Annotated in this window: 22 protein-coding genes; 12 read left to right on the top strand and 10 right to left on the bottom strand. The window is 61.8% G+C overall.

Annotated features, from left to right (window positions below; all coding sequences use genetic code 11):
* Positions 1-6 precede the first annotated feature (6 nt).
* Genes ACOOFN_RS12810 through topA form a run of 3 tightly spaced genes read right to left on the bottom strand, consistent with a single transcriptional unit; the run spans position 7 to position 5,482 of the window.
* Positions 7-675 carry an NUDIX domain-containing protein gene (locus ACOOFN_RS12810; RefSeq protein ID WP_420432089.1) on the bottom strand — a complete coding sequence of 223 codons (669 nt, stop codon included), beginning with the start codon at positions 673-675 and terminating at the stop codon, positions 7-9.
* The gene (gene rnr / locus ACOOFN_RS12815) at positions 672-2,924 is read right to left on the bottom strand and encodes a ribonuclease R (RefSeq protein WP_420432091.1); all 2,253 of its coding nucleotides are present in this window, start codon (positions 2,922-2,924) and stop codon (positions 672-674) included. Before rnr ends, ACOOFN_RS12810 begins: the two co-directional genes overlap by 4 nt.
* Entirely contained in the window at positions 2,921-5,482 is a 2,562-nt protein-coding gene (topA, locus tag ACOOFN_RS12820) for a type I DNA topoisomerase (protein ID WP_420432093.1), read from the bottom strand. The genes rnr and topA overlap by 4 nt, the downstream gene beginning before the upstream one ends.
* Before the next feature lie 158 nt (positions 5,483-5,640).
* On the opposite strand from topA, the gene ACOOFN_RS12825 reads away from it, so the two are divergent.
* Entirely contained in the window at positions 5,641-5,811 is a 171-nt protein-coding gene (locus ACOOFN_RS12825) for a hypothetical protein (protein WP_420432095.1), read from the top strand.
* Here the strand turns inward: ACOOFN_RS12825 and dprA are convergent.
* Genes dprA through ACOOFN_RS12845 form a run of 4 tightly spaced genes read right to left on the bottom strand, consistent with a single transcriptional unit; the run spans position 5,802 to position 9,770 of the window.
* A complete protein-coding gene (dprA, locus tag ACOOFN_RS12830) occupies positions 5,802-6,923 on the bottom strand; it encodes a DNA-processing protein DprA (RefSeq protein ID WP_420432097.1) in 1,122 nt (373 codons plus the stop codon). The two genes, ACOOFN_RS12825 and dprA, sit on opposite strands and share 10 nt — an antisense overlap.
* A complete protein-coding gene (gene plsY, locus ACOOFN_RS12835; RefSeq protein WP_420432099.1) occupies positions 6,920-7,525 on the bottom strand; it encodes a glycerol-3-phosphate 1-O-acyltransferase PlsY in 606 nt (201 codons plus the stop codon). The genes dprA and plsY overlap by 4 nt, the downstream gene beginning before the upstream one ends.
* Positions 7,522-8,805, bottom strand: a complete 1,284-nt coding sequence (locus tag ACOOFN_RS12840; protein ID WP_420432101.1) for a dihydroorotase — start codon at positions 8,803-8,805, stop codon at positions 7,522-7,524. The genes plsY and ACOOFN_RS12840 overlap by 4 nt, the downstream gene beginning before the upstream one ends.
* A complete protein-coding gene (locus ACOOFN_RS12845) occupies positions 8,802-9,770 on the bottom strand; it encodes an aspartate carbamoyltransferase catalytic subunit (RefSeq protein WP_420432103.1) in 969 nt (322 codons plus the stop codon). Before ACOOFN_RS12845 ends, ACOOFN_RS12840 begins: the two co-directional genes overlap by 4 nt.
* A gap of 43 nt (positions 9,771-9,813) precedes the next feature.
* Here ACOOFN_RS12845 and ACOOFN_RS12850 point away from each other — a divergent pair, with 43 nt between their 5' ends.
* Together ACOOFN_RS12850 and ACOOFN_RS12855 are read left to right on the top strand one after the other, a co-directional pair.
* The gene (locus ACOOFN_RS12850; RefSeq protein WP_420432105.1) at positions 9,814-10,362 is read left to right on the top strand and encodes a GNAT family N-acetyltransferase; all 549 of its coding nucleotides are present in this window, start codon (positions 9,814-9,816) and stop codon (positions 10,360-10,362) included.
* Position 10,363: 1 nt separating this feature from the next.
* Positions 10,364-11,266: an MBL fold metallo-hydrolase gene (locus tag ACOOFN_RS12855; protein ID WP_420432107.1), complete on the top strand. Its 903-nt coding sequence runs from the start codon at positions 10,364-10,366 to the stop codon at positions 11,264-11,266.
* On the opposite strand, the gene ACOOFN_RS12860 is transcribed toward ACOOFN_RS12855, so the two are convergent.
* Positions 11,263-12,189 (bottom strand): AEC family transporter, encoded by a 927-nt coding sequence (locus ACOOFN_RS12860; protein WP_420432109.1) that lies wholly within the window; start codon positions 12,187-12,189, stop codon positions 11,263-11,265. The two genes, ACOOFN_RS12855 and ACOOFN_RS12860, sit on opposite strands and share 4 nt — an antisense overlap.
* The gene (gene ruvX / locus ACOOFN_RS12865; RefSeq protein ID WP_420432111.1) at positions 12,186-12,629 is read right to left on the bottom strand and encodes a Holliday junction resolvase RuvX; all 444 of its coding nucleotides are present in this window, start codon (positions 12,627-12,629) and stop codon (positions 12,186-12,188) included. Before ruvX ends, ACOOFN_RS12860 begins: the two co-directional genes overlap by 4 nt.
* A 111-nt stretch (positions 12,630-12,740) precedes the next feature.
* Between ruvX and gatC the strand changes: the two genes are divergently transcribed.
* The 9 genes from gatC to ACOOFN_RS12910 all read left to right on the top strand — a co-directional run bounded on the left by gatC (position 12,741) and on the right by ACOOFN_RS12910 (position 18,552).
* Positions 12,741-13,028 carry an Asp-tRNA(Asn)/Glu-tRNA(Gln) amidotransferase subunit GatC gene (gatC, locus tag ACOOFN_RS12870; RefSeq protein WP_420432113.1) on the top strand — a complete coding sequence of 96 codons (288 nt, stop codon included), beginning with the start codon at positions 12,741-12,743 and terminating at the stop codon, positions 13,026-13,028.
* A complete protein-coding gene (locus tag ACOOFN_RS12875) occupies positions 13,028-13,510 on the top strand; it encodes a GNAT family N-acetyltransferase (RefSeq protein ID WP_420432115.1) in 483 nt (160 codons plus the stop codon). Before gatC ends, ACOOFN_RS12875 begins: the two co-directional genes overlap by 1 nt.
* A gap of 14 nt (positions 13,511-13,524) precedes the next feature.
* Positions 13,525-14,982: an Asp-tRNA(Asn)/Glu-tRNA(Gln) amidotransferase subunit GatA gene (gene gatA, locus ACOOFN_RS12880; protein ID WP_420435073.1), complete on the top strand. Its 1,458-nt coding sequence runs from the start codon at positions 13,525-13,527 to the stop codon at positions 14,980-14,982.
* Positions 14,979-15,224, top strand: coding sequence for a hypothetical protein (locus ACOOFN_RS12885; RefSeq protein ID WP_420432117.1), 246 nt, complete (start codon positions 14,979-14,981; stop codon positions 15,222-15,224). Before gatA ends, ACOOFN_RS12885 begins: the two co-directional genes overlap by 4 nt.
* On the top strand, positions 15,221-16,717 hold the full coding sequence (gatB, locus tag ACOOFN_RS12890) for an Asp-tRNA(Asn)/Glu-tRNA(Gln) amidotransferase subunit GatB (RefSeq protein WP_420432119.1): 1,497 nt from the start codon (positions 15,221-15,223) through the stop codon (positions 16,715-16,717). The genes ACOOFN_RS12885 and gatB overlap by 4 nt, the downstream gene beginning before the upstream one ends.
* On the top strand, positions 16,718-17,191 hold the full coding sequence (locus ACOOFN_RS12895) for a GFA family protein (protein WP_420432121.1): 474 nt from the start codon (positions 16,718-16,720) through the stop codon (positions 17,189-17,191). It begins immediately after the preceding gene.
* A gap of 66 nt (positions 17,192-17,257) precedes the next feature.
* Positions 17,258-17,395 (top strand): hypothetical protein, encoded by a 138-nt coding sequence (locus ACOOFN_RS12900; protein WP_420432123.1) that lies wholly within the window; start codon positions 17,258-17,260, stop codon positions 17,393-17,395.
* A 97-nt stretch (positions 17,396-17,492) separates the two neighbouring features.
* Complete coding sequence (locus ACOOFN_RS12905) at positions 17,493-17,918, top strand: response regulator transcription factor (protein ID WP_420432125.1); 426 nt, start codon at positions 17,493-17,495, stop codon at positions 17,916-17,918.
* 97 nt (positions 17,919-18,015) lie between these two features.
* Positions 18,016-18,552: a DUF4199 domain-containing protein gene (locus ACOOFN_RS12910; protein WP_420432127.1), complete on the top strand. Its 537-nt coding sequence runs from the start codon at positions 18,016-18,018 to the stop codon at positions 18,550-18,552.
* Positions 18,553-18,657: 105 nt separating this feature from the next.
* Here ACOOFN_RS12910 and ACOOFN_RS12915 read toward each other — a convergent pair whose 3' ends face one another.
* Positions 18,658-19,149, bottom strand: a complete 492-nt coding sequence (locus ACOOFN_RS12915; protein ID WP_420432129.1) for a hypothetical protein — start codon at positions 19,147-19,149, stop codon at positions 18,658-18,660.
* Position 19,150 lies beyond the last annotated feature (1 nt).

A 19,150-nucleotide genomic window follows, 5' to 3' on the forward strand; every position in this document is an offset into this window, starting at 1 on the left:
TCGCGCCTATAGCGGATCGATCTGCATTCGTCTCGCCAATTCTCTGATATGGCGCGGCCGTGCGCCAGGATCGCTTAACCGCCGCTCGAGTTCACCAAGGACGAAACGCGTGACGTGGGGCAGGGGAAGGGTCTCGGCTTCTTTTGCCGTCACCCATCTGATATCCAGCAATTCCTCGGTTTCATACGATATGCTGTGCGTCTTGCAGGCGTCAGCATCTGCATGGAAAAACCAGGCATCGAAGCGACGGACACGGCCGGGCGGGGTGATCGCGCGGGCGATCAGCTGCAGCTGGCTGGCGTCTGGCTGAAGGCCGGCCGCGCGAAAGGGCGACCAGTTCGGATGCCGCGAGGTGATCTGGCCGGGGCGGCCGACGAGAAGGCCGGCTTCTTCCGCTGTTTCCCGCAAGGCGGCTGCCGCGGTGGCACGCGCGCGGCGCTCTCCCAGCACGCGCATCAGGCATTCCGCGTCCTCACCCCGCAACATGCCGGCAAGCGGCGCGTAGTGATCGGCGCGATCGACGCGTCCGCCCGGGAAGACGTAGCGTTCCGGCATAAAGGCGTGTTTCGAAGAACGTTTGCCCATCAGGACTTCGCGCCCGCGGCGCGATTGGCGGGTCAGGATCAGGGTTCCGGCGAGTTTCGGCCGCAACGCTCTTTGCGGCGTCGCGCTCATCTTCGCCGCCCGCGCTTCATCTGACCTTTGCGGAATGCAGGTTTCGGACGTCCGCCGCGGCGCTGTCCGCGGCGTTTCGGCCCGGGTTCAGGCGGTGTGAGCATGTCGAACAACAGGCCACCGGTGACCGGCGTTGCCTCGTCGAGCCGGACCGTTACCGGCATTCCCAACCGATAGAGTTCTCCGGTTTCTCCTCCGACCAGGGCGTGCAGGGGTTCGTCGTGATAGAAACGCTGATCTCCGAGGCGGCTGATCGGAACGAGCCCATCCGCGCCGGTCTCGGCGAGCCGCACAAAGACCCCGAAACGGGTCACGCCGGTTATCCGGCCATCGAATTCGGTTCCGACCCGCTCGGCGAGGTACATCGCAATGAACCGGTCGGTGGCGTCGCGCTCAGCGGCCATGGCGCGGCGCTCAAGCCCCGATATATCCTCCGCGATCGCCTCGAGCTGCGAGGCTTCCTCGTCTGTCTGCCCGTCCTTGCCGAGCTTGCAGCCGCGAATGAGCGCGCGGTGCACGGTCAGATCGGCATACCGGCGAATTGGCGAGGTAAAGTGGGCATATTTCCGGAGATTGAGCCCGTAATGGCCCGGATTCTCCACGGAATAGATGGCCTGCGACTGGCTTCGCAAGACCACTTCATTGACGGTTTCATAGTGCTCGGTCCCGCGTGCCTGGTCCAGCAAGCGGTTGAACCGGTCGGGACGGGGCGGTTCGCCCTTCGACCATTTGAAATCGATGGTGGAGAGGAAATCGGCCAGAGATTCCATCTTCTCGAGACTGGGCGGCTCGTGCGCGCGATAGATCAGGGGACGACCCGCCTGTTCCAGTGTTTCTGCGGCACAGACATTTGCCTGGATCATGAATTCTTCGATCAGCTTGTGCGCATCGAACCTGGCCCGTGTTTCGATGCCGGTAACCTTACCGTCCTCACTGACCCGCACGCGCCGCTCCGGTGCATCGATTTCGAGCGGCCCGCGCGCTTCGCGCGCTTCCCGCACGGCGGCATAAGCCCCCCAAAGCGGTTTCAGGACCGAATCCAGCAGCGTTGCCGTCTTGTCATTCGGCGCGCCGTCTATGGCCTGTTGAGCTTGCGTGTAGGAGAGTTTCGCGGCGGACCGCATCCAGCCACGAATGAATTTGTGGCGTCGCTTCCTGCCATGCGCGTCGAATGTCATCTCGACAGCCAGGCAAGGACGTTCCTCTTTCTCGCGCAGCGAGCACAGATCGGTGGACAGGCGCTCCGGCAGCATCGGCACGACGCGGTCCGGCAAATAGACCGAATTGCCCCGCTTGAGCGCACCGCGATCAATGGCCGAACCGGGTTTTACATAGGCCGAGACATCGGCGATCGCGACGATCACGGTCCAGCCGCCCGCATTGCCGGGATCGTCGTCGGGCGCTGCCCAGACCGCATCGTCATGATCGCGTGCATCATCTGGATCTATCGTGATCAGGGCGATGTCGCGCAGATCGGTGCGCTGGCCCATCTTTGCCGGCTCGAGCGCTTCGACCGCTTCCAACTCGGCCTCGGAGAAGCCGGTTGGAATGCCGTGGGAGTGCAAGGCGATCAGGCTGCCGGCGCCTGGTGAATTCACGTCGCCGACAACTTCTTCGATAATGGCGGTCTTCAGGCCGTAGCGCTGTTCGCGACCCAGCCGACAGAGCACGAGGTCGCCATCCCGCGCTTTTTCCGCCTCGCCGTGGGCCGGCACAAGCTCGTGGCGCGAGCGGCGGTCGACGGGCTTGAGGCGGGGCTGGCCGCGTCCCTTTTTCATGACACAAAGCAGCTTGTGCGCGCTCTGGCCAAGCTTGCGGATCAGACGGGCTTCGTAGCTGCCGTCGTCCTCGGCTTCGAGACGGACCAGCGCGCGGTCGCCGACGCCGAGAGCGGGCTGTCCGCGCGATCCTTTGGCATCGCCCGGAGCAAGCCGGATGAGGGGCGGGTCGCCGCGAAACTTGTCTGGACGGGCCAATAATTCCCCGTCGGTGTCGCGATCATGGATCACGACAACCGCGACGTTGGGCAAAGACTCCTTGAGCGCATAAGCGTTGCGACCCTCGCGGCGGATCAGACCGTCGTCGAGCAATTCGCGCAGGCAGTGTTTCAGGGCGATCCGGTGATCGCCCTTGAGGCGCAATGCGCGCGCCAGTTCGCGCTTTCCGAATTCGCCTTGGCCCAGCCGGATGGCATCGAGCACGGCCTCGCGGGTCAGGGGCGTGTCGCCGGGCTTGGACTTGGAGCTCACGCCTTCTTCGCTGTCGCCTTCTTCTTGGTCGTTGCTGCTTTCTTTTTCTTCGCAGGTGCCTTCTTGCGGGCCGGTTTCTTGCTGCCCTTGGCTTCCTTCTCGGCGACCAGCTTCATCGCCGCCTCAAGATCGATTGATTCCGGATCGGTGCCACGCGGGATTGTGGCGTTGATCTTCTTGTACTTGATGTAGGGGCCATAGCGGCCGTTCATGACTTTTACCGGTTCGCCGTCATGTTCGCCGAGATCCTTGAGTGCCTGAGGTGCCCCCCGTGACGCCTTCTTTTCGGCCAGCACGGTCACGGCGCGATTGAGTCCGATCTCGAAAACTTCTTCGATATTCGGCAGATTCGCGTAAAGCTTGCCGTGCTTTACGAATGGGCCGTAGCGGCCAAGCCCGGCCTCGATCGGTTCGCCATCCTCCGGATGCGCACCGACGATACGCGGCAGGGAAAGAAGCTGCAGCGCCTTGTCGAGCGTCAGGTCTTCCTTGTTCCAGCCCTTGGGCAGGGAGGAGCGTTTCGGCTTTTCCTCGCCCGCGACCGCGATCTCGACATAGGGGCCGAAGCGGCCATCCTTGAGATAGACGGTCTCGCCACTTTCGGGGTCTTCGCCGAGCGCGCCATCGCCTTCTGCGGCGGGAGCCTCATCGGTCGCGCCCAGCGGGCGGGTGAACTTGCAATCTGGATAGTTCGAACAGCCGAGGAAGGCACCGAACTTGCCCAATCGGATCGACAACCGGCCTTCATTGCAGGACGGGCAGAGGCGCGGGTCGGCTCCATCTTCCTTCTCGGGGAAGATATGCGGCGCCAACGCCTCGTTCAGGGCTTCGAGGACTTCGCCGATACGGAGTTCGCCGATTTTCTCGACATCGCCGGAGAAATTCGTCCAGAAATCGCGCAGCAGTTTCTTCCAGTCGAGATCACCGCGCGACACCTTGTCGAGCTGATCCTCGAGGTCGGCCGTGAAATCGTATTCGACATAGCGCTCGAAGAAATTCTCGAGGAAAGCCGTAACCACGCGGCCCTTGTCCTCGGGAACGAAGCGATTCTTGTCCATGCGCACATATTCGCGGTCACGTAGCACGGTGAGAGTCGAGGCATAGGTCGACGGACGGCCGATGCCGAGTTCCTCAAGGCGCTTGACCAGCGAGGCCTCGGTGAAACGTGGCGGCGGCTGGGTGAAGTGCTGGTCCGCGTGGGTCTTCTCGGCGTCAGCGGCGGCGCCGCGCTCGACTTTCGGAAGCCGGTTCTCGCCTTCCTCGTCCTCGTCGTCGCGGCCTTCCTGATAAAGCGTCAGGAAGCCGTCGAACAGCAGTACGGAGCCGGTCGCGCGCAGCGCAAGCTGGCGATCGCCGCTCTCGATATCGATTGTCGTGCGTTCGAAGCGGGCGCTCTCCATCTGGCTGGCGACTGCGCGTTTCCAGATCAACTCGTAGAGGCGCGCCTGGTCGGAATCGAGATGCAGGTCTTCCGGTGCGCGCGAGAAGCTGGTTGGGCGGATCGCTTCGTGAGCTTCCTGCGCATTGCGCTGCTTGGACTTGTAGTGACGCGGGCTGGCAGGTGAATACAGTGAACCGTAGCGCTGCGAGATCACGTCGCGGACCTGGGTGACTGCTTCCGATGCCATGTCGACGCCGTCGGTCCGCATATAGGTAATGAGGCCGACTGTCTCGCCGCCGATATTGACGCCCTCATAGAGTTTCTGCGCGGTGCGCATGGTGCGCTGTGCGTTGAAGCCGAGCTTGCGGGCGGCTTCCTGCTGCAGAGTCGAGGTCGTGAAAGGCGGCGGCGGATTGCGCTTGGCTGGCTTGGCCTCGACAGCAGAGATCGTCAGATCGGCGCTCTTGATGGCTTCGGCCGCCGCCGTCGCCATGGCGCGATCCTTGATCGAGAGCTTCTTCAGCTTCTCGCCTTCGAACGTGACCAGCTTTGCGCGGAACGGTGCGGACCCGCCGGCAACCAGGTCGGCATCAACCGTCCAGTATTCCTCAGACCGGAATTTCTCGATTTCGAGCTCTCGATCGCAGATGATGCGCAGGGCGACCGACTGGACGCGGCCGGCAGAACGTGCGCCGGGCAGCTTGCGCCAGAGGACCGGCGAGAGGGTAAATCCGACCAGATAGTCAAGCGCGCGCCGGGCCAGATAGGCATCGACCAGTTCCATGTCGATGGCGCGCGGATGGCGCATTGCTTCCTGAATGGCGCTCTTGGTAATGGCGTTGAACGCCACGCGCTGAACTTCGACATTCTTCAGGACGCGGCGCTTCGTCAGCGCCTCGAGCAGGTGCCAGGATATGGCTTCGCCCTCGCGATCCGGGTCAGTGGCCAGTACCAGCCGGTCAGCCTGCTTCACCGCGTCGGCTATCGCCTTGACGCGCTTGACCGACTGTGAGTCGATCTCCCAGTCCATGGCGAAGTCCTCGTCCGGCCGGACGGATCCGTCTTTCGGTGGCAGGTCGCGGACATGGCCATAGCTGGCCAACACTTCGAAGTCCGGGCCGAGATATTTTCCGATGGTCTTGGCCTTGGCGGGCGATTCGACAACAACAACGTTCATTCAATGACTTCCGGCAAATCTGGCGAATATGGGTAGTCCGGCAAACGGCGGCGGAAACTGATCGAGCCGATGTGGCCTGTCAACTCACGACCATAGCTTGCAATCAAAAGTCGCATCGGCGATAAATCGCTCTCGACGGGAATTGGAGCACTCTGCCATTGCCGAAACGGACCACGCCTCTTTCGCCTCAGGAAACGGCCGATTTCATCAGCGAATTGCTCGGCGAACTTGCCGATCTCTCGCGCCAGTCGGGTCTCGACACGTCTGCAGGTCTTCTGGAATCCGCCATCCGTGTTTTGGCCACAGAGGCCGCGCGGCTTCAATCCTGATCTTCCGGCCAGGCTTGCTGGACATTTCCGCCGGGCAGCACGTTTGCGCGTCCGGCCAGTTCAAGCTCAAGCAAAATGGCATGGACAAGGCCGGGCGGCAGGCCGGATTGCCGCACCAGCTCGTCGATTGGCACGGGCGAGGGCGAGAGCAGGCTTTGCAGCCGGTCATGGTCGGTGCCGTCGCCCGTCTCCGCATCAGCAGGGTCATAGGGTTCGGCTGGCGGCTCGGCCGTTGCAGGCCGCTTCGCCTGGTGCAGGATGTCGAGCACATCGTTGGCGTCCTCGACCAGCGCCGCACCGTCGCGGATGAGCCTGTTGCTGCCCTTGGCGCGCGGATCGAGCGGTGACCCCGGTGCAGCCATAACTTCACGTCCCTGTTCCGCGGCGAAGCGGGCCGTGATCAACGAGCCGGATCGCAAAGCCGCTTCAATGACCACCGTGCCCAGGGCGAGACCGGAAATGAGCCGGTTGCGGCGCGGGAAATCACGCGCTGTCGGGCTCGTGCCGATTGCCGACTCTGTCACCAGTAGACCGCTCTCTCCAATGTCGCCGTATAGATCGGCATGTTCGGGCGGGTAGATGTGATCGATCCCGCCAGCCAGAACAGCGATGGTTCCCGTTTCGAGCGCGCCGGCATGAGCCGCCCCGTCAATCCCGCGTGCCAGCCCGGACACGATGACGATCTCGGCCCGGCCCAAAGATGCCGCCATGTCGCGCGCGAATCTAAGGCCGATCGCCGAGGCATTGCGCGACCCGACGATGGCGCAGCAGGCATGATCATCGGGGACCAAAGGTCCGCGGATGGTAATGACAGGCGGTGGCGGGTCGAGTGTCGCCAACAGACCAGGATAATCGGGCTCAGAAGCAATCTGGAGGCGCGCGCCGGCGTCATGGGTAGCCTCAATTTCCTGTTCTGCCTGCTCGCGGCTGACGATCCTCAGCGCATTACTGCGACCACCCTTCCTGGCGAGGTCTGGCAGGGCATCGAGTGCGTCGGCGGCATTGCCAAATCGCTGGATGAGCTTGTTGAAAGTGACGGGTCCGACTTGCCGGGTCCGGGCTAGGCGCAACCAGTCGACCCGTTCTGAATGGCTGGGCGTCTGCCCTGTCACGCCGGCTTGGCGCCGATACGGGGCTCCTCGCCCTGCATCAAACGGCGAATGTTGGCACGGTGCCGCCAGAAGATCAGCGCGGCGAGGAATAGGCAGAGCAGGGCCACGCCGGGGCGATCGAACAACCAGGCGATCAATGGCGCCATTGCGGCGGCCACGAGAGCGCTCAATGATGATATCCGTACCAGTAGAGCCATGCCGATCCAGGTCAACGCCGCCAGAATGCCGACAGGCCAGGCAACGGCGAACAGCGTGCCGTAGAAGGTGGCGACGCCCTTGCCGCCCTTGAATCCGAGCCAGACCGGAAAGCAATGCCCAAGGAAAGCGGCACCACCGGCCACCAGTCCCGGAACCGGGCCGAGGAGCGCGGTAAAAACCAGTGCCGCAATACCGGCCTTGGCGGCATCCAGGATCAGGGTCGCTGCCGCGAGATCCTTGCGGCCGGTCCGCAACACATTGGTGGCCCCGATATTCTTCGAACCGATCTCGCGAATGTCTCCGAGCCCGGCGAGCCGTGTCAGCACGAGGCCGAAAGGCACGGAACCCAACATATAGCCGCCGATGGCGGCCAGCGAATAAGCGATGACTTCCCAGCCGGTCATGACCACTCCCTTAGGTTGCGCACAATGCCTCCATTGACGATCGTCATCAAGACCTGCCCCTGGAAACGCCGGTTTTGCCACGTCGAATTGTGCCGCGCGGAGCGTCCCGCGGCCGCGTCGTAGACCCAAGGTGCATCGCCATCGATCAAGACGAGATCGGCGGGCGCGCCGGCTTCCAGCCGTCCCTGGCTGAGGCCGAGGAGGTCGGCGGGGCCAGCGGTCAGCGGTCGCAAGGCATCGACCAGATTCAGCTCTTCTTCGTGTACTAGCCTCAACAAGGCCGGCAGCAGTATCTCGATTCCGGTCGAACCTGGCGTCGCTTCCGAGAATGGCTGGGCTTTTTCGTCCGGGCTCATGGGTCGATGGTCGGATACGACGGCATCGATCTGACCGCTCGCCACCGCGGCTACCAGTGCACGTCGATCCGCCTCGCTTCGAAGCGGCGGCATCAGCCGGTAAGCCGGATCCAGGCCATCTGCGTCAACGGCATTGAGAGCAAGATTGGAAACGGCAGCGGTGGCGCAGATCTCGATACCGCGCTGGCGGGCACGGGCGAGCGCATCCAGCCCCTCGGCTGTCGAAACCCGGTCAATCATCAAGCGAGCGCCCGTCAACTCAGCCAGCGTTGCCAGGCGATCGATGGCGAGGCGTTCGGCGGCTGCCGGTTCAGTCACCAGACCATTCCGCGCTGCGGCTTCGCTTTCGGTTGCGACGGTACCGCTCGAAAGAAAGGGATCGCGCGCCGGGACAGCGATCCAGAGCTCGAATCCGGCTGCATAATTGAAAAGATTGCGTAGAGCGGTCGTGTCGGTGATGGGCCGGTCGCCCTGCGCGACAAATACCGCACCGGATTCCGCCATCAGGCCGATTTCCGCCAGATGTTCACCGGCGAGCGATTGGGTGGCACCGCCAGCGATGAGAATTCGCACCGGATTGGGCAAGGCGGCGGATTTCAGGCCGGCCACTGCTTCCGGCGTGTCGATCGGCATGGTGTCTGTCGGGGCGATCACGACGGTGCCAATCCCGCCGGCTGCTGCGGATGGCGCGAGCGTATCAAGCGTTTCCCCGGACGGAGTGAAGACCGGTTCAATGGCCGCGCGCAAGTCGATCAACGCCGGACAGAGAATGGCGCCATTGGCCTCGATGACCCGGTCATGGTCCTGTTCGATCCCGTCACCGATATCGTCGATCTGGCCGTCGACGACGCGCAGGCAGCCCAGCGCATCGTGACCACTCGCCGGATCCACAATACGGGCGTTGCGGAAAGTGATAGCGGTCAAGTTTGGCCTCCCGAATTCCGGCGGGCGCGACTGCCGAGCTGTTCAAGGACGGCCATGCGGATAGCAACACCGGCCTCGACCTGGTCGAGGATGAGGCTGCGTTCTGGGTCGTCGGCGAGCGCGCTGTCGATCTCGACATTGCGATTCATCGGGCCGGGATGCATGACGACGCAATCCGGATTGGCGAATTCAAGTCGAAGGGCTGTAACGCCCCAGAAATGGAAGTATTCGCGTGGCGAGGGGATCAGCGCGCCGGACATGCGTTCACGCTGCAGCCGCAGGGTGATCACCGAATCACACCCTTCCAATGCCTCGTCGAGATCGTGGAAGATGTCCGCGCCCCAGCGGTCGACATCGATCGGTAGCAGGGTCGGCGGTGCACACAGGCGGATTTCTGCCCCGAGGAGGTTGAGCATGCCAACATCGGAGCGCGCGACACGGCTGTGCAAGATGTCACCGACGATCAGGACGCGCTTGCCGCCGACATCGCCGATGCGGTTTGTCAGCGCGAACAGGTCAAGCAGGCCCTGCGTAGGGTGGGAATGCATTCCATCGCCAGCGTTGACCGTCGCGATACCTGTCTCGCGATGAATGAAATCGGCAGCGCCCGATGCCTGGTGACGTACGACAATGAGATCGGGCTTCATGGCAGCGAGCGTGCGGGCGGTGTCAGCGAGCGTCTCGCCCTTCTTGGCCGAGGAATTCGCGACTGAAAAGTTGACGACGTCTGCGCCCAGGCGTTTTCCGGCGAGCTCGAAGGAGGCGAGCGTGCGGGTCGACGGCTCGAAGAAGAGGTTGATCTGGGTCAGCCCCTTCAGCACGTCATGCTTCTTGTCCGGCGAGCGATTGATTTCGTGCCAGTGCGCGGCGCGCTCGAACAGGATCTGGATGTCCAATGGATTGAGATCGTCGACCGTGATCAGGCGGTCATGCGGAAAGTCATAGGTAAAGTCGGCGCGACCCATGTGAATTCCCAGCTGATTTCGGGCGGTATAGGGTGAGAGTCGGTTGATCGCAAGCATTGTGCGCGCGGCCGGTGTGGAGAAGCCCATGGAAATCCGCGAGATGACGGCGGCTGACGTGGATGCCGTGCTGGCGATCTATGCCGAGGGCATCGCAACCGGGCATGCGACGTTTGAGGCGGAGCCCCCGGACTGGGCAGGATTCGATACCAAACGCCTGAAGCGGCCGAGACTCGTGGCAGAGATTGGCGGCGAAATTGTCGGCTGGGCAGCGGCGTCGGGGGTCTCCGATCGTTGCGTTTACGGCGGTGTGGCCGAGGGCACAGTCTATGTCCGCGCGACGGCGCGCGGGCGAGGTGTTGGCGAAGCGCTCCTGACGGCTTTCATTCAGGCAGCCGAGGCGGAGGGGATTTGGACCCTTAATGCCGGGGTTTTCGTCGAGAACGCTGCCTCGATCCGACTGCATGAAAAGTGTGGCTATCGCAGGGTGGGTGTACGTCATCGGCTCGGAAAGATGGGCTACGGGCCCAAGGCCGGCGAATGGCGCGATGTGGCATTGATGGAATATCGCAGCGAAAAAATCGGGGTGGATTGAGATGATTGATATGCTGGCCGGTGCCTTGCTTCAGGCTGTTGCTATGCCCCAATGCGATGTGGAGTTGGTCGTGCTGGGGGTTGCGCAGGATGGCGGCGTCCCACAGGTGAATGTCCAGGACGATCCGGCATGGGCGGATGACGGCCTGCGCCGCCGCGTTGTTTCGCTGGGCGTGATCGATCGCCAGGCCGGGACCCGCTATCTGTTCGAGGCGACGCCGGATTTCCGCACGCAATTACATGATCTGAATGCGCAGGCAGACTTGTCGGGTGCACCGGACGGGATATTCCTGACTCATGCCCATATCGGTCACTATACCGGATTGATGTTACTCGGCTTCGAATCGATGAGCGCCGAGGCGGCGCCTGTCTACTCACTGCCGATGATGGCGAACTTCCTGAGGTCCAACGGGCCCTGGGACCAGCTGGTCCGTTATGAAAATATCGACCTGCAGGTGATGATGGCGGAGCAGCGCGTTGCACTCACGCCGAACCTCGGTGTTACCGCTTTCGAGGTACCGCATCGCCGCGAATACGCCGAAACGGCAGGTTTCAAGATCGACGGGCCGAACCTGTCGGTCATCTTCATTCCGGACATTGATCGCTGGGCGGAATGGGACACGCGCATCGAGGATATCGTGGCCGAGAATGAAATCGTCTATGTCGATGCGACCTTCTTCGACGACCATGAATTGCCAGGCCGCGACATGAGCGCCATTCCGCATCCGCGCGTCGCTGAAACGATGGATTTGTTCCAGGATCAGCCGGCGGAGGTCCGCCAGCGGATCCGGTTCATCCATTACAACCACACGAATCCGATCCGCTTTGAGGACAGTGCGGAAACACAGGACGTCCTGGCGCGTGGTTTCCGCATCGCGCGCGAGGGCGAGCGGGTTTGCCTCTAGCCGAGTTGCGTTGCGATCCAGACTGCGACTGGCAGGGTCACCAGCGAAAACAGTGTTGAAGCCGTGACATCGCCAGCTGTCAGCCGCCGGTCGCCGCCGAGCTGCTGCGCCAGCACATAGGCACTGGCCGCGCCCGGCGAAGCGCCGACCAGGACAACAATGGCAAGCGCTTCGCCGCGCACACCGAATGTCCAGGCGAGCCCACCGAAGACCAGCGGGGCGATGATCAGTTTAAGCGTCACCGATATCGCCAGCAGATGCCGACGTGCGTTCAGCGCCGAGAAATCCAGCGCCGCGCCAACGGCCAGCAGGATTAACGGCAACGCAGCGCGGCCCATAAGGGCGAGCACGTCGGCGATCGGTCCCGACTGGAACCAGCCAAAGACATTCGCGACGCCGCCGGCGAGACAACCGAGGATGAGCGGGTTGGAAATGATCCGCCAGAGCATGGCTTTTGCGTCCGGCTTTTTGTCGCTCGTGCCCCAGATTGTAAGAACGGTAACGGCCATGATGTTCACGATCGGAATGGTGACGACCATGATGAGCGAGACCAGCACTTCGCCGTCGAGCCCGAAGGAGAGGGTGGCGAGGGCGAGGATGACCAGCCCGTTCCAACGCACCGCGCCCTGGAAAATGCTGGTGAAGGCCGGGCCGTCCGCCGGGATCAAAGGTTTCAGTACGATCACTAGCAGGCCCATGGAAAGGAAGCCGAGCGCGGCTGCAAGCACGGCCGGGGCGACGCTCAGCGCTTCGAGATCGGCGCGCGAGATGACCGAGAAGAGGAGGGCCGGCGACAGACCGACATAGGCCAGACGCGAAATCGCCGGCCATTGTTCGGCCGGAATCAGGCCGGAACGGCGCAGCGCCCAGCCGACACCGATAACCGCGAAAATCGGCAGCAGCGCTCCAAGGATCGGGTTCATGCGCGCAGTGCCTCGACGGCGTCTTCGAGGATGATAGCAGCAGCATGGGCGTCGATGACGCGTTCGATCTCGTCGCGTTTCTTGCCGGCGGCGCGCAGGCGGTCCTCGGCCTTGTCGGAGGAGAGGCGTTCATCCTGGTAATGGATCGGCAGATCACGCAGGCGCTTGAGATTGGTGCCGAGCGCGCGCGCCGACTGGGCCCGCGGCCCGACCGAGCCGTCCATATTGATCGGCCAGCCGATGACGAGGCCGGTGCAGTTGAATTCGTCGAAAAGAGCGAGAATACGCGCGGCATCGGCGGTAAACTTCTTGCGCCGAACGGTTTCAACCGGGGTGATGACGGTGCGTTCAGCATTGGAGACCGCAACGCCGATCGTCTTCTCGCCGGGATCAAGCGCGAGCAGCGGGCCTTCCGCGGGAATAGGGACGGCGTCGGACATGGCGTTCTGGGTGCGCCCGCGACGAAATTCAGTCAAGCTTTCTTGCACCGCACAACGCGCATTGCTAGTCAGGCGCTTTCTGGAGTCTTTCCAAGCATTGGGGCGAATGCCATGGCCGTCACCGAAGACGATGTGAAGCGTATTTCGCGCCTCGCGCGGATTGCCGAGCCGAGCGACCGGCTGACCGCGCTGACCGGCGAGCTGAACGGGATTCTCGACTGGATCGAACAGCTCAACGAGGTCGATACGGACGGGGTCGAACCGATGACAACGCCCGTGAAATTTGCCCTGCCGCAGCGCGAGGACGTCGTTTCTGACGGCGGAATCCGAGACAAGGTACTGGCCAATGCGCCAAGATCCGAGGAAGGCTTCTTCGTGGTGCCCAAGAGCGTCGAGTAATGGGTGTTATCGTCCGATATGCTGATCCCCTGGGTGACGAGGCGCGCACATTGATTGCGGCACTCGATGCCGAGCTCGCCGGTCATTATGACGACGAGAACAATTTCCCTGTTTCGCCAGAAGAACTTGCCGACAAGACGACCGATTTCTTCCTGGCGGAGACCTTTGGCGGCGAGAAGATAGGCACCATCGCGCTGCGCCGCGTGAAGGATTACGCCGAGATCAAGCGCATGTTCGTTTTGCCGGAACATCGCGGCAAGGGGATCGCACACGCGCTTTTGAAAGCTGCGCATGAAAGCGCGATGCAGCATGGCTACGAAATTGTCCGGCTCGAAACCGGGTCCTACCAGTCCGCCGCGATCGCGCTTTATGAAAGCGCGGGCTATCAGCGCCGCTCCGCCTTTGGCGATTATCCGCCGGAAAGCGAACAGAATATCTATTTCGAATACGCCCTGCCAGCTGAAGAGGCCACCGGGTCATGACCGACTTCCTCGCCCTGTCGCTTGCCGACATCACCGCAAAGCTGAAAGCGCGCGAGCTCTCCGCGACCGACGTGGCGACGGCCGCGCTGGACGCTGCTGAAGCCTCGCAGGCCAAGCTGAACGCTTTCACCGCATTCGATCACGACAAGACACTGGCCATGGCCAAGGCGTCGGACGACAAGCTGGCGAAGGGCGAGGGTGGGCTGATCGAGGGCGCGCCGATCGCCGTGAAGGATTTGTTTGCGGTCGAGGGTGTGTCGACCACGGCGTGCTCGCATATTCTCGACGAGTTCAAGCCGCCATATGAATCAACGGTCACCACCAAGCTCTGGGCAGAAGGCGGTGTCTTTCTCGGCAAGACGAACATGGACGAGTTCGCCATGGGCTCGTCGAACGAGACGTCCTATGTCGGCAATGTCATCAATCCCTGGCGCGCCAAGGGATCGGACGCCCAGTTGACGCCCGGTGGATCGTCCGGCGGATCGGCAGCTGCCGTGGCCGCTGACATTGCCTATGGGGCCACCGGCACCGATACCGGCGGTTCCATCAGGCAGCCGGCAGCGTTCACAGGAACCGTCGGCGTGAAAGGCACATATGGCCGCGCCTCGCGCTGGGGCGCGGTGGCGTTTGCCTCGTCGCTGGACCATCCCGGCCCGTTCGCGAAGACGGTCAAGGATGCTGCCTTCCTGATGCAGGCAATGTCCGGGCATGATCCGAAAGAATCGACGTCGCTACCGCTGGATGTGCCGGACTGGATCGCGGCGGCTTCGGCGTCTGTGAAGGGCAAACGCATCGGTGTGCCACGCGAATACCGCATGGACGGGATGCCGGAAGAGATCGAGGCGCTGTGGCAAAAGGGCGTAGACTGGCTCAAGGTCGCCGGTTGCGAGATCGTCGATGTCTCGTTGCCTCATACGAAGTATGCGTTGCCGACCTATTACATCATCAATCCGGCCGAAGCCTCGTCCAATCTTGCGCGCTATGACGGCATGCGCTTCGGGCTGCGGGTCGAAGGCAAGGACCTGACCGACACGTATGAGAAATCGCGCGCTGAGGGCTTCGGTGACGAGGTCCAGCGCCGTGTGCTGATGGGCACTTATGTGCTGTCGGCGGGTTATTACGACGCGTATTACCTCAAGGCACTCAAGGTGCGTCGCCGCATTCTCGAGGATTTCGAGAAGGCGTTCCTTCATTGCGATGCGCTGCTGACGCCATCGACGCCGTCGGCGGCCTTTGAACTGGGTGCCAAGTCGGATGATCCGATCGCAATGTATCTCAACGACATTTTCACGGTGACCGCGAACATTGCCGGCGTGCCGGCGATGTCCGTGCCGGCCGGGCTGGACGCGTCCGGCCTGCCTTTGGGCCTGCAGGTGATCACGCCGGCGCTGGATGAAGCGACCATGTTCTCTGTTGGCGCGGCGCTGGAAGACGCGGCCGCATTTAATCACAAGCCGGAGAAATGGTGGTGACTCCGCATCCCGTCCTGCGCTTCGCACGACCGGCCATCCTTGTCGGCGGCCTGCTGGCCGTGATCGGCGCGCTCCTGATGACCGGACGTATCGAGATCGCCAACGGGCTGGTCATCGGCATCGTCGCGCTTTGCCTCGGTATTGCCGGCGTGATCTTCGGATCCTTCGTGCAGGCGGCGTGGCGGATCGTGGTCGCGGCAAATCAGGAAAATGATTCAGCTCAAACTGGGGAACAGGAATGAGCGAACACAAATACACACTGCCGGGCGTGACCGGCGACTGGGAAATCGTGATCGGCATGGAGGTCCATGCCCAGGTCGCGTCGAATTCGAAACTGTTCTCCGGATCGGCGACGGAATACGGCGCCGCGCCCAACACCCAGGTCAGCCTTGTCGATGCGGCGATGCCGGGCATGTTGCCTGTGATCAATGCCTATTGCGTCGAGCAGGCGGTACGCACTGGGCTGGGTCTGAACGCGAAGATCAATGAGTATTCGCGCTTTGACCGGAAGAATTATTTCTATCCGGATCTGCCGCAGGGCTATCAGATCAGCCAGTTCGAATTCCCGGTTGTCGGCGAAGGCGAGATCGAGTGCGAACGCGATGATGGTTCGCTGTTCGTCGTGGGTATCGAGCGCCTGCACCTCGAACAGGATGCCGGCAAGTCGATCCATGATCTCGATCCGAACGCGACCTATGTCGACCTCAACCGGTCGGGCGTCGCGCTGATGGAAATCGTGTCGCGTCCACATATACGCTCGCCGGAAGAGGCGGCGGCCTACATGAAAACGCTGCGGACAATCGTTCGCTATCTCGGCACCTGCGGCGGCGACATGGAAAAGGGACAAATGCGGGCCGATGTGAACGTCTCGATCTGCAAACCCGGCGCCTACGAGAAATTCCGCGAAACCGACGATTTCAGCCATCTCGGCACGCGCTGCGAGATCAAGAACGTCAATTCGATGCGCTTTATCATGCAAGCCATCGAATACGAGGCGCGGCGTCAGATCGAGCTCGTGGAGGAGGGCGGCAAAGTCGAACAACAGACCCGCCTGTTCGACGCCAACAAGGGCGTGACGCGGTCCATGCGTTCGAAGGAAGAAGCACATGATTATCGCTACTTCCCGTGCCCGGACCTTTTGCCGTTGGAAATCCCGGCCGAACGCATAGCTGAGATCAAGGCAGAGCTGCCCGAGCTGCCGGCAGACAAGCGCAAGCGTTTCGTCGCCGAGCTGGGACTGAGCGAATACGATGCCTCGGTTCTGGCAGCTGACAAGGATCGGGCGGATTATTTCGAGACCGTTGCAGACGGGCGTGATGCCAAGCTGGCCGCGAACTGGGTGAACAATGAATTGTTCGGTCGGCTCAACAAGGAAGGCATGGATATCTCGAACAGCCCGGTCTCGGCTCAGCAGCTGGGCGAGCTGATTGATCTGATTTCAAGCGATGTCATTTCCGGCAAGATTGCCAAGGACGTGTTCGAGATTGCGTGGAGCGAAGGCGGAAGCCCGAAGCAGATCGTCGAAGACCGCGGCCTGGAACAGGTGACCGATACCGGCGCGATCGAGGCTGTGATCGACCAGCTGATCGCTGATAACCCCGACCAGGCCGCGCAGGTGAAGGAAAAGCCGAAGGCAATGGGCTGGTTCGTCGGCCAGGTGATGAAGGCCATGCAGGGCAAGGCCAATCCGAAGGCGGTGAACGAAATTCTCCGCAAGAAACTCGGGATTGGCTGATTGGACAAGCTGGATGACATCGTACGGACCGGGGGATGCCAGTGCGGCGCGATCCGGTTTCGTGCAAACGGGTTGCGCGACAATCCGCATCTCTGTCATTGCCGGATGTGCCAGAAGGCGTATGGCAATTTCTTCGCGGCGCTGGTCGGCGTCTTTTGGGACGATTTCGAGTGGACGTGCGGCGAGCCGGCGGCATTTGAAAGCTCTCAAGGCATCAAGCGTGGATTCTGCCAGATGTGCGGCACGCCGCTTTTCTTCCTACGCGAAGGCGGCGAGCACATATCGCTGTCCATCGGTGCGTTTGACGATCCGGCGAGCATTCCGCTGGCCTTCGAATTGAGCATGGAAAGCAAGCTTCCGCAGATGAGCCGCCTTTCGGAATTGCCCAATTTCGGCACGACGGAAGACGATGATCCCGAAGGCGCTGCTCTGGCACGCGCAACGAGCCGCCAGCATCCTGACCATGACTGCTGATTGGCTGCGGCCGATTGAAACAAATCCGGGCTACGTCCGTTCCTTTCATTGAAAGGAGCTATAATTATGAGAGAACGTATCGAAAAAACCGAAGCCCGACAGGGCGTGGGAAAGCGTTGGCAGGAGCACACGCTTTTGATCTCGCTCGTTGCAGCTGTCGTCATCGTGGGTGGCGGCTATCTGATCTTCGCGGCGGCAACTTGATGGCACCGGCCAGCGCGGACCGGGAACACATCCTCACGTTTCTGCGCGTTATACATCACGACTTTTCACCGTGCGCCTGAGATGACACTGTGTGCCCATGTGGCGCACCGTGCTCATCTTTGCGGCCTGCCTGGCGGTTGGCGCATTTGTCCTCGAGTGGATCCAGTACCAATTCTTTGCGCGCCGTTTCGGGATCGAGATATTCATCACGATCATCGCGCTGGTCTTTGCCGGGCTGGGGGCGTGGCTGGCCGTTGCCCTGACGCGCCGTCCGAGGGCATCATCATTCCTTCTGAACCAGAAAGCCGTCGTTTCGCTGGGCATTACGCGGCGTGAAGTTGAAGTATTGGCCGCACTGAGCGCAGGCGATCCGAACAAGGAGATCGCGCGCCAACTCGGATTGTCCCCGAACACGGTCAAATCCCATATTGCCAGCCTATACTCGAAACTGGACGTATCCGGTCGCATCGCTGCGATCGAGAAGGCGCGAATGCTGTCCCTGATTCCTCCCCCTGACGGGTGAAAAGGACGATTTCACCCGAACGGGTGATGCGGGTCTGCGAAATTTCTGGTCCCTCATGCCGGTGAAATCCAAAAGGGAGCCCGCGAGGGAAAATGTCATGCTTCGTTATGTTCTGATCTTCGGTTCGATCGCCGGCATTATTGTTGGCACGCTTCTGGTTGCAGGCGCGATCCTGTTTGCCGGTGAGACTGGTGTCATAGCGCACTTGTCCGGCTATCTTTCGATGCTGATCGCGTTGTCCTTCGTGTTCGTCGCTGTGAAACGGTACCGCGATGTGGAGAAGGGCGGCGTCATCAAGTTCTGGCCGGCACTGGGACTCGGTCTTCTCGTCTCAGCACTTGCCAGCGTGTTTTATGTTGCAGCCTGGGAGGCCTATCTCGCGGTCACGGGATATGAATGGTTGGCCAACTACATGGCCGTGGAAGTTGCGGCCATGGAAACGGCCGGTATCGGTGAATCGGAAATCGCCGTGTTTCGAGAGCAGATGCAGGAGATGACGGACTTGTATCGGAACTGGTGGTTCCGCCTGCCAGTGACGATGTCGGAAATCTTGCCCGTCGGTCTGCTGATCTCGCTCGTCTCTGCAGCGCTTTTGCGTAACCCGAAATTCTTGCCACAAGAGCGGATCGTCTAGCTGATCCGTGAATGCCAGCCGTGGCTGGATTTTCCTATCATTTCCGCGATGCGTTGATCAGTCGAGTGCGGGAATCATGGCGGAGAGTTCGCTCTCCCGGGAAATCTAGCCTTCGGCCCAAGTGCGGGCTTCGCGAATCGCTGGTCCATGCTGTTGAACCGATTGTGCAATGACTTGCTGTCGCAGACCGGTGGAATAATTGTGCTCGGGGGCTTTTGAATATCGGGTCATTGCCGGGCTGTTTACCGCCGCTTCGATCCGGTCGGGCGCCGCACCGAGGCCAAAATGGTCCGAGAGGGCAGCCAGATGCGGTACCGGATCCGCGAGGAAAGCGTCAAAGTCGATGTGCTGCCAGCGGCTCCCGGTATCGCGTGCAACCTTTCGAAGCGTGTAGGTTTCCGTCAACCAGGCGAGCGCTGCGAATTGCGGCACATCCATGGTGGAAGCGTCCGGCAGGTTCCCGAATCCGGCGTGAGCACGCCGCCGCAGCCGGAGCCCGGCAATCGATCGAAATTCATAAGGTGCGTACTGACCGGCCAGAACCGTCGCCATGTACCGCTCGAACGGTAAGCCGATCGAGACAGCCGGCCCAGCCATG

Origin of the sequence: Hyphobacterium sp. (genome assembly GCF_965217055.1) — a bacterium.
Lineage (GTDB): Bacteria > Pseudomonadota > Alphaproteobacteria > Caulobacterales > Maricaulaceae > Hyphobacterium.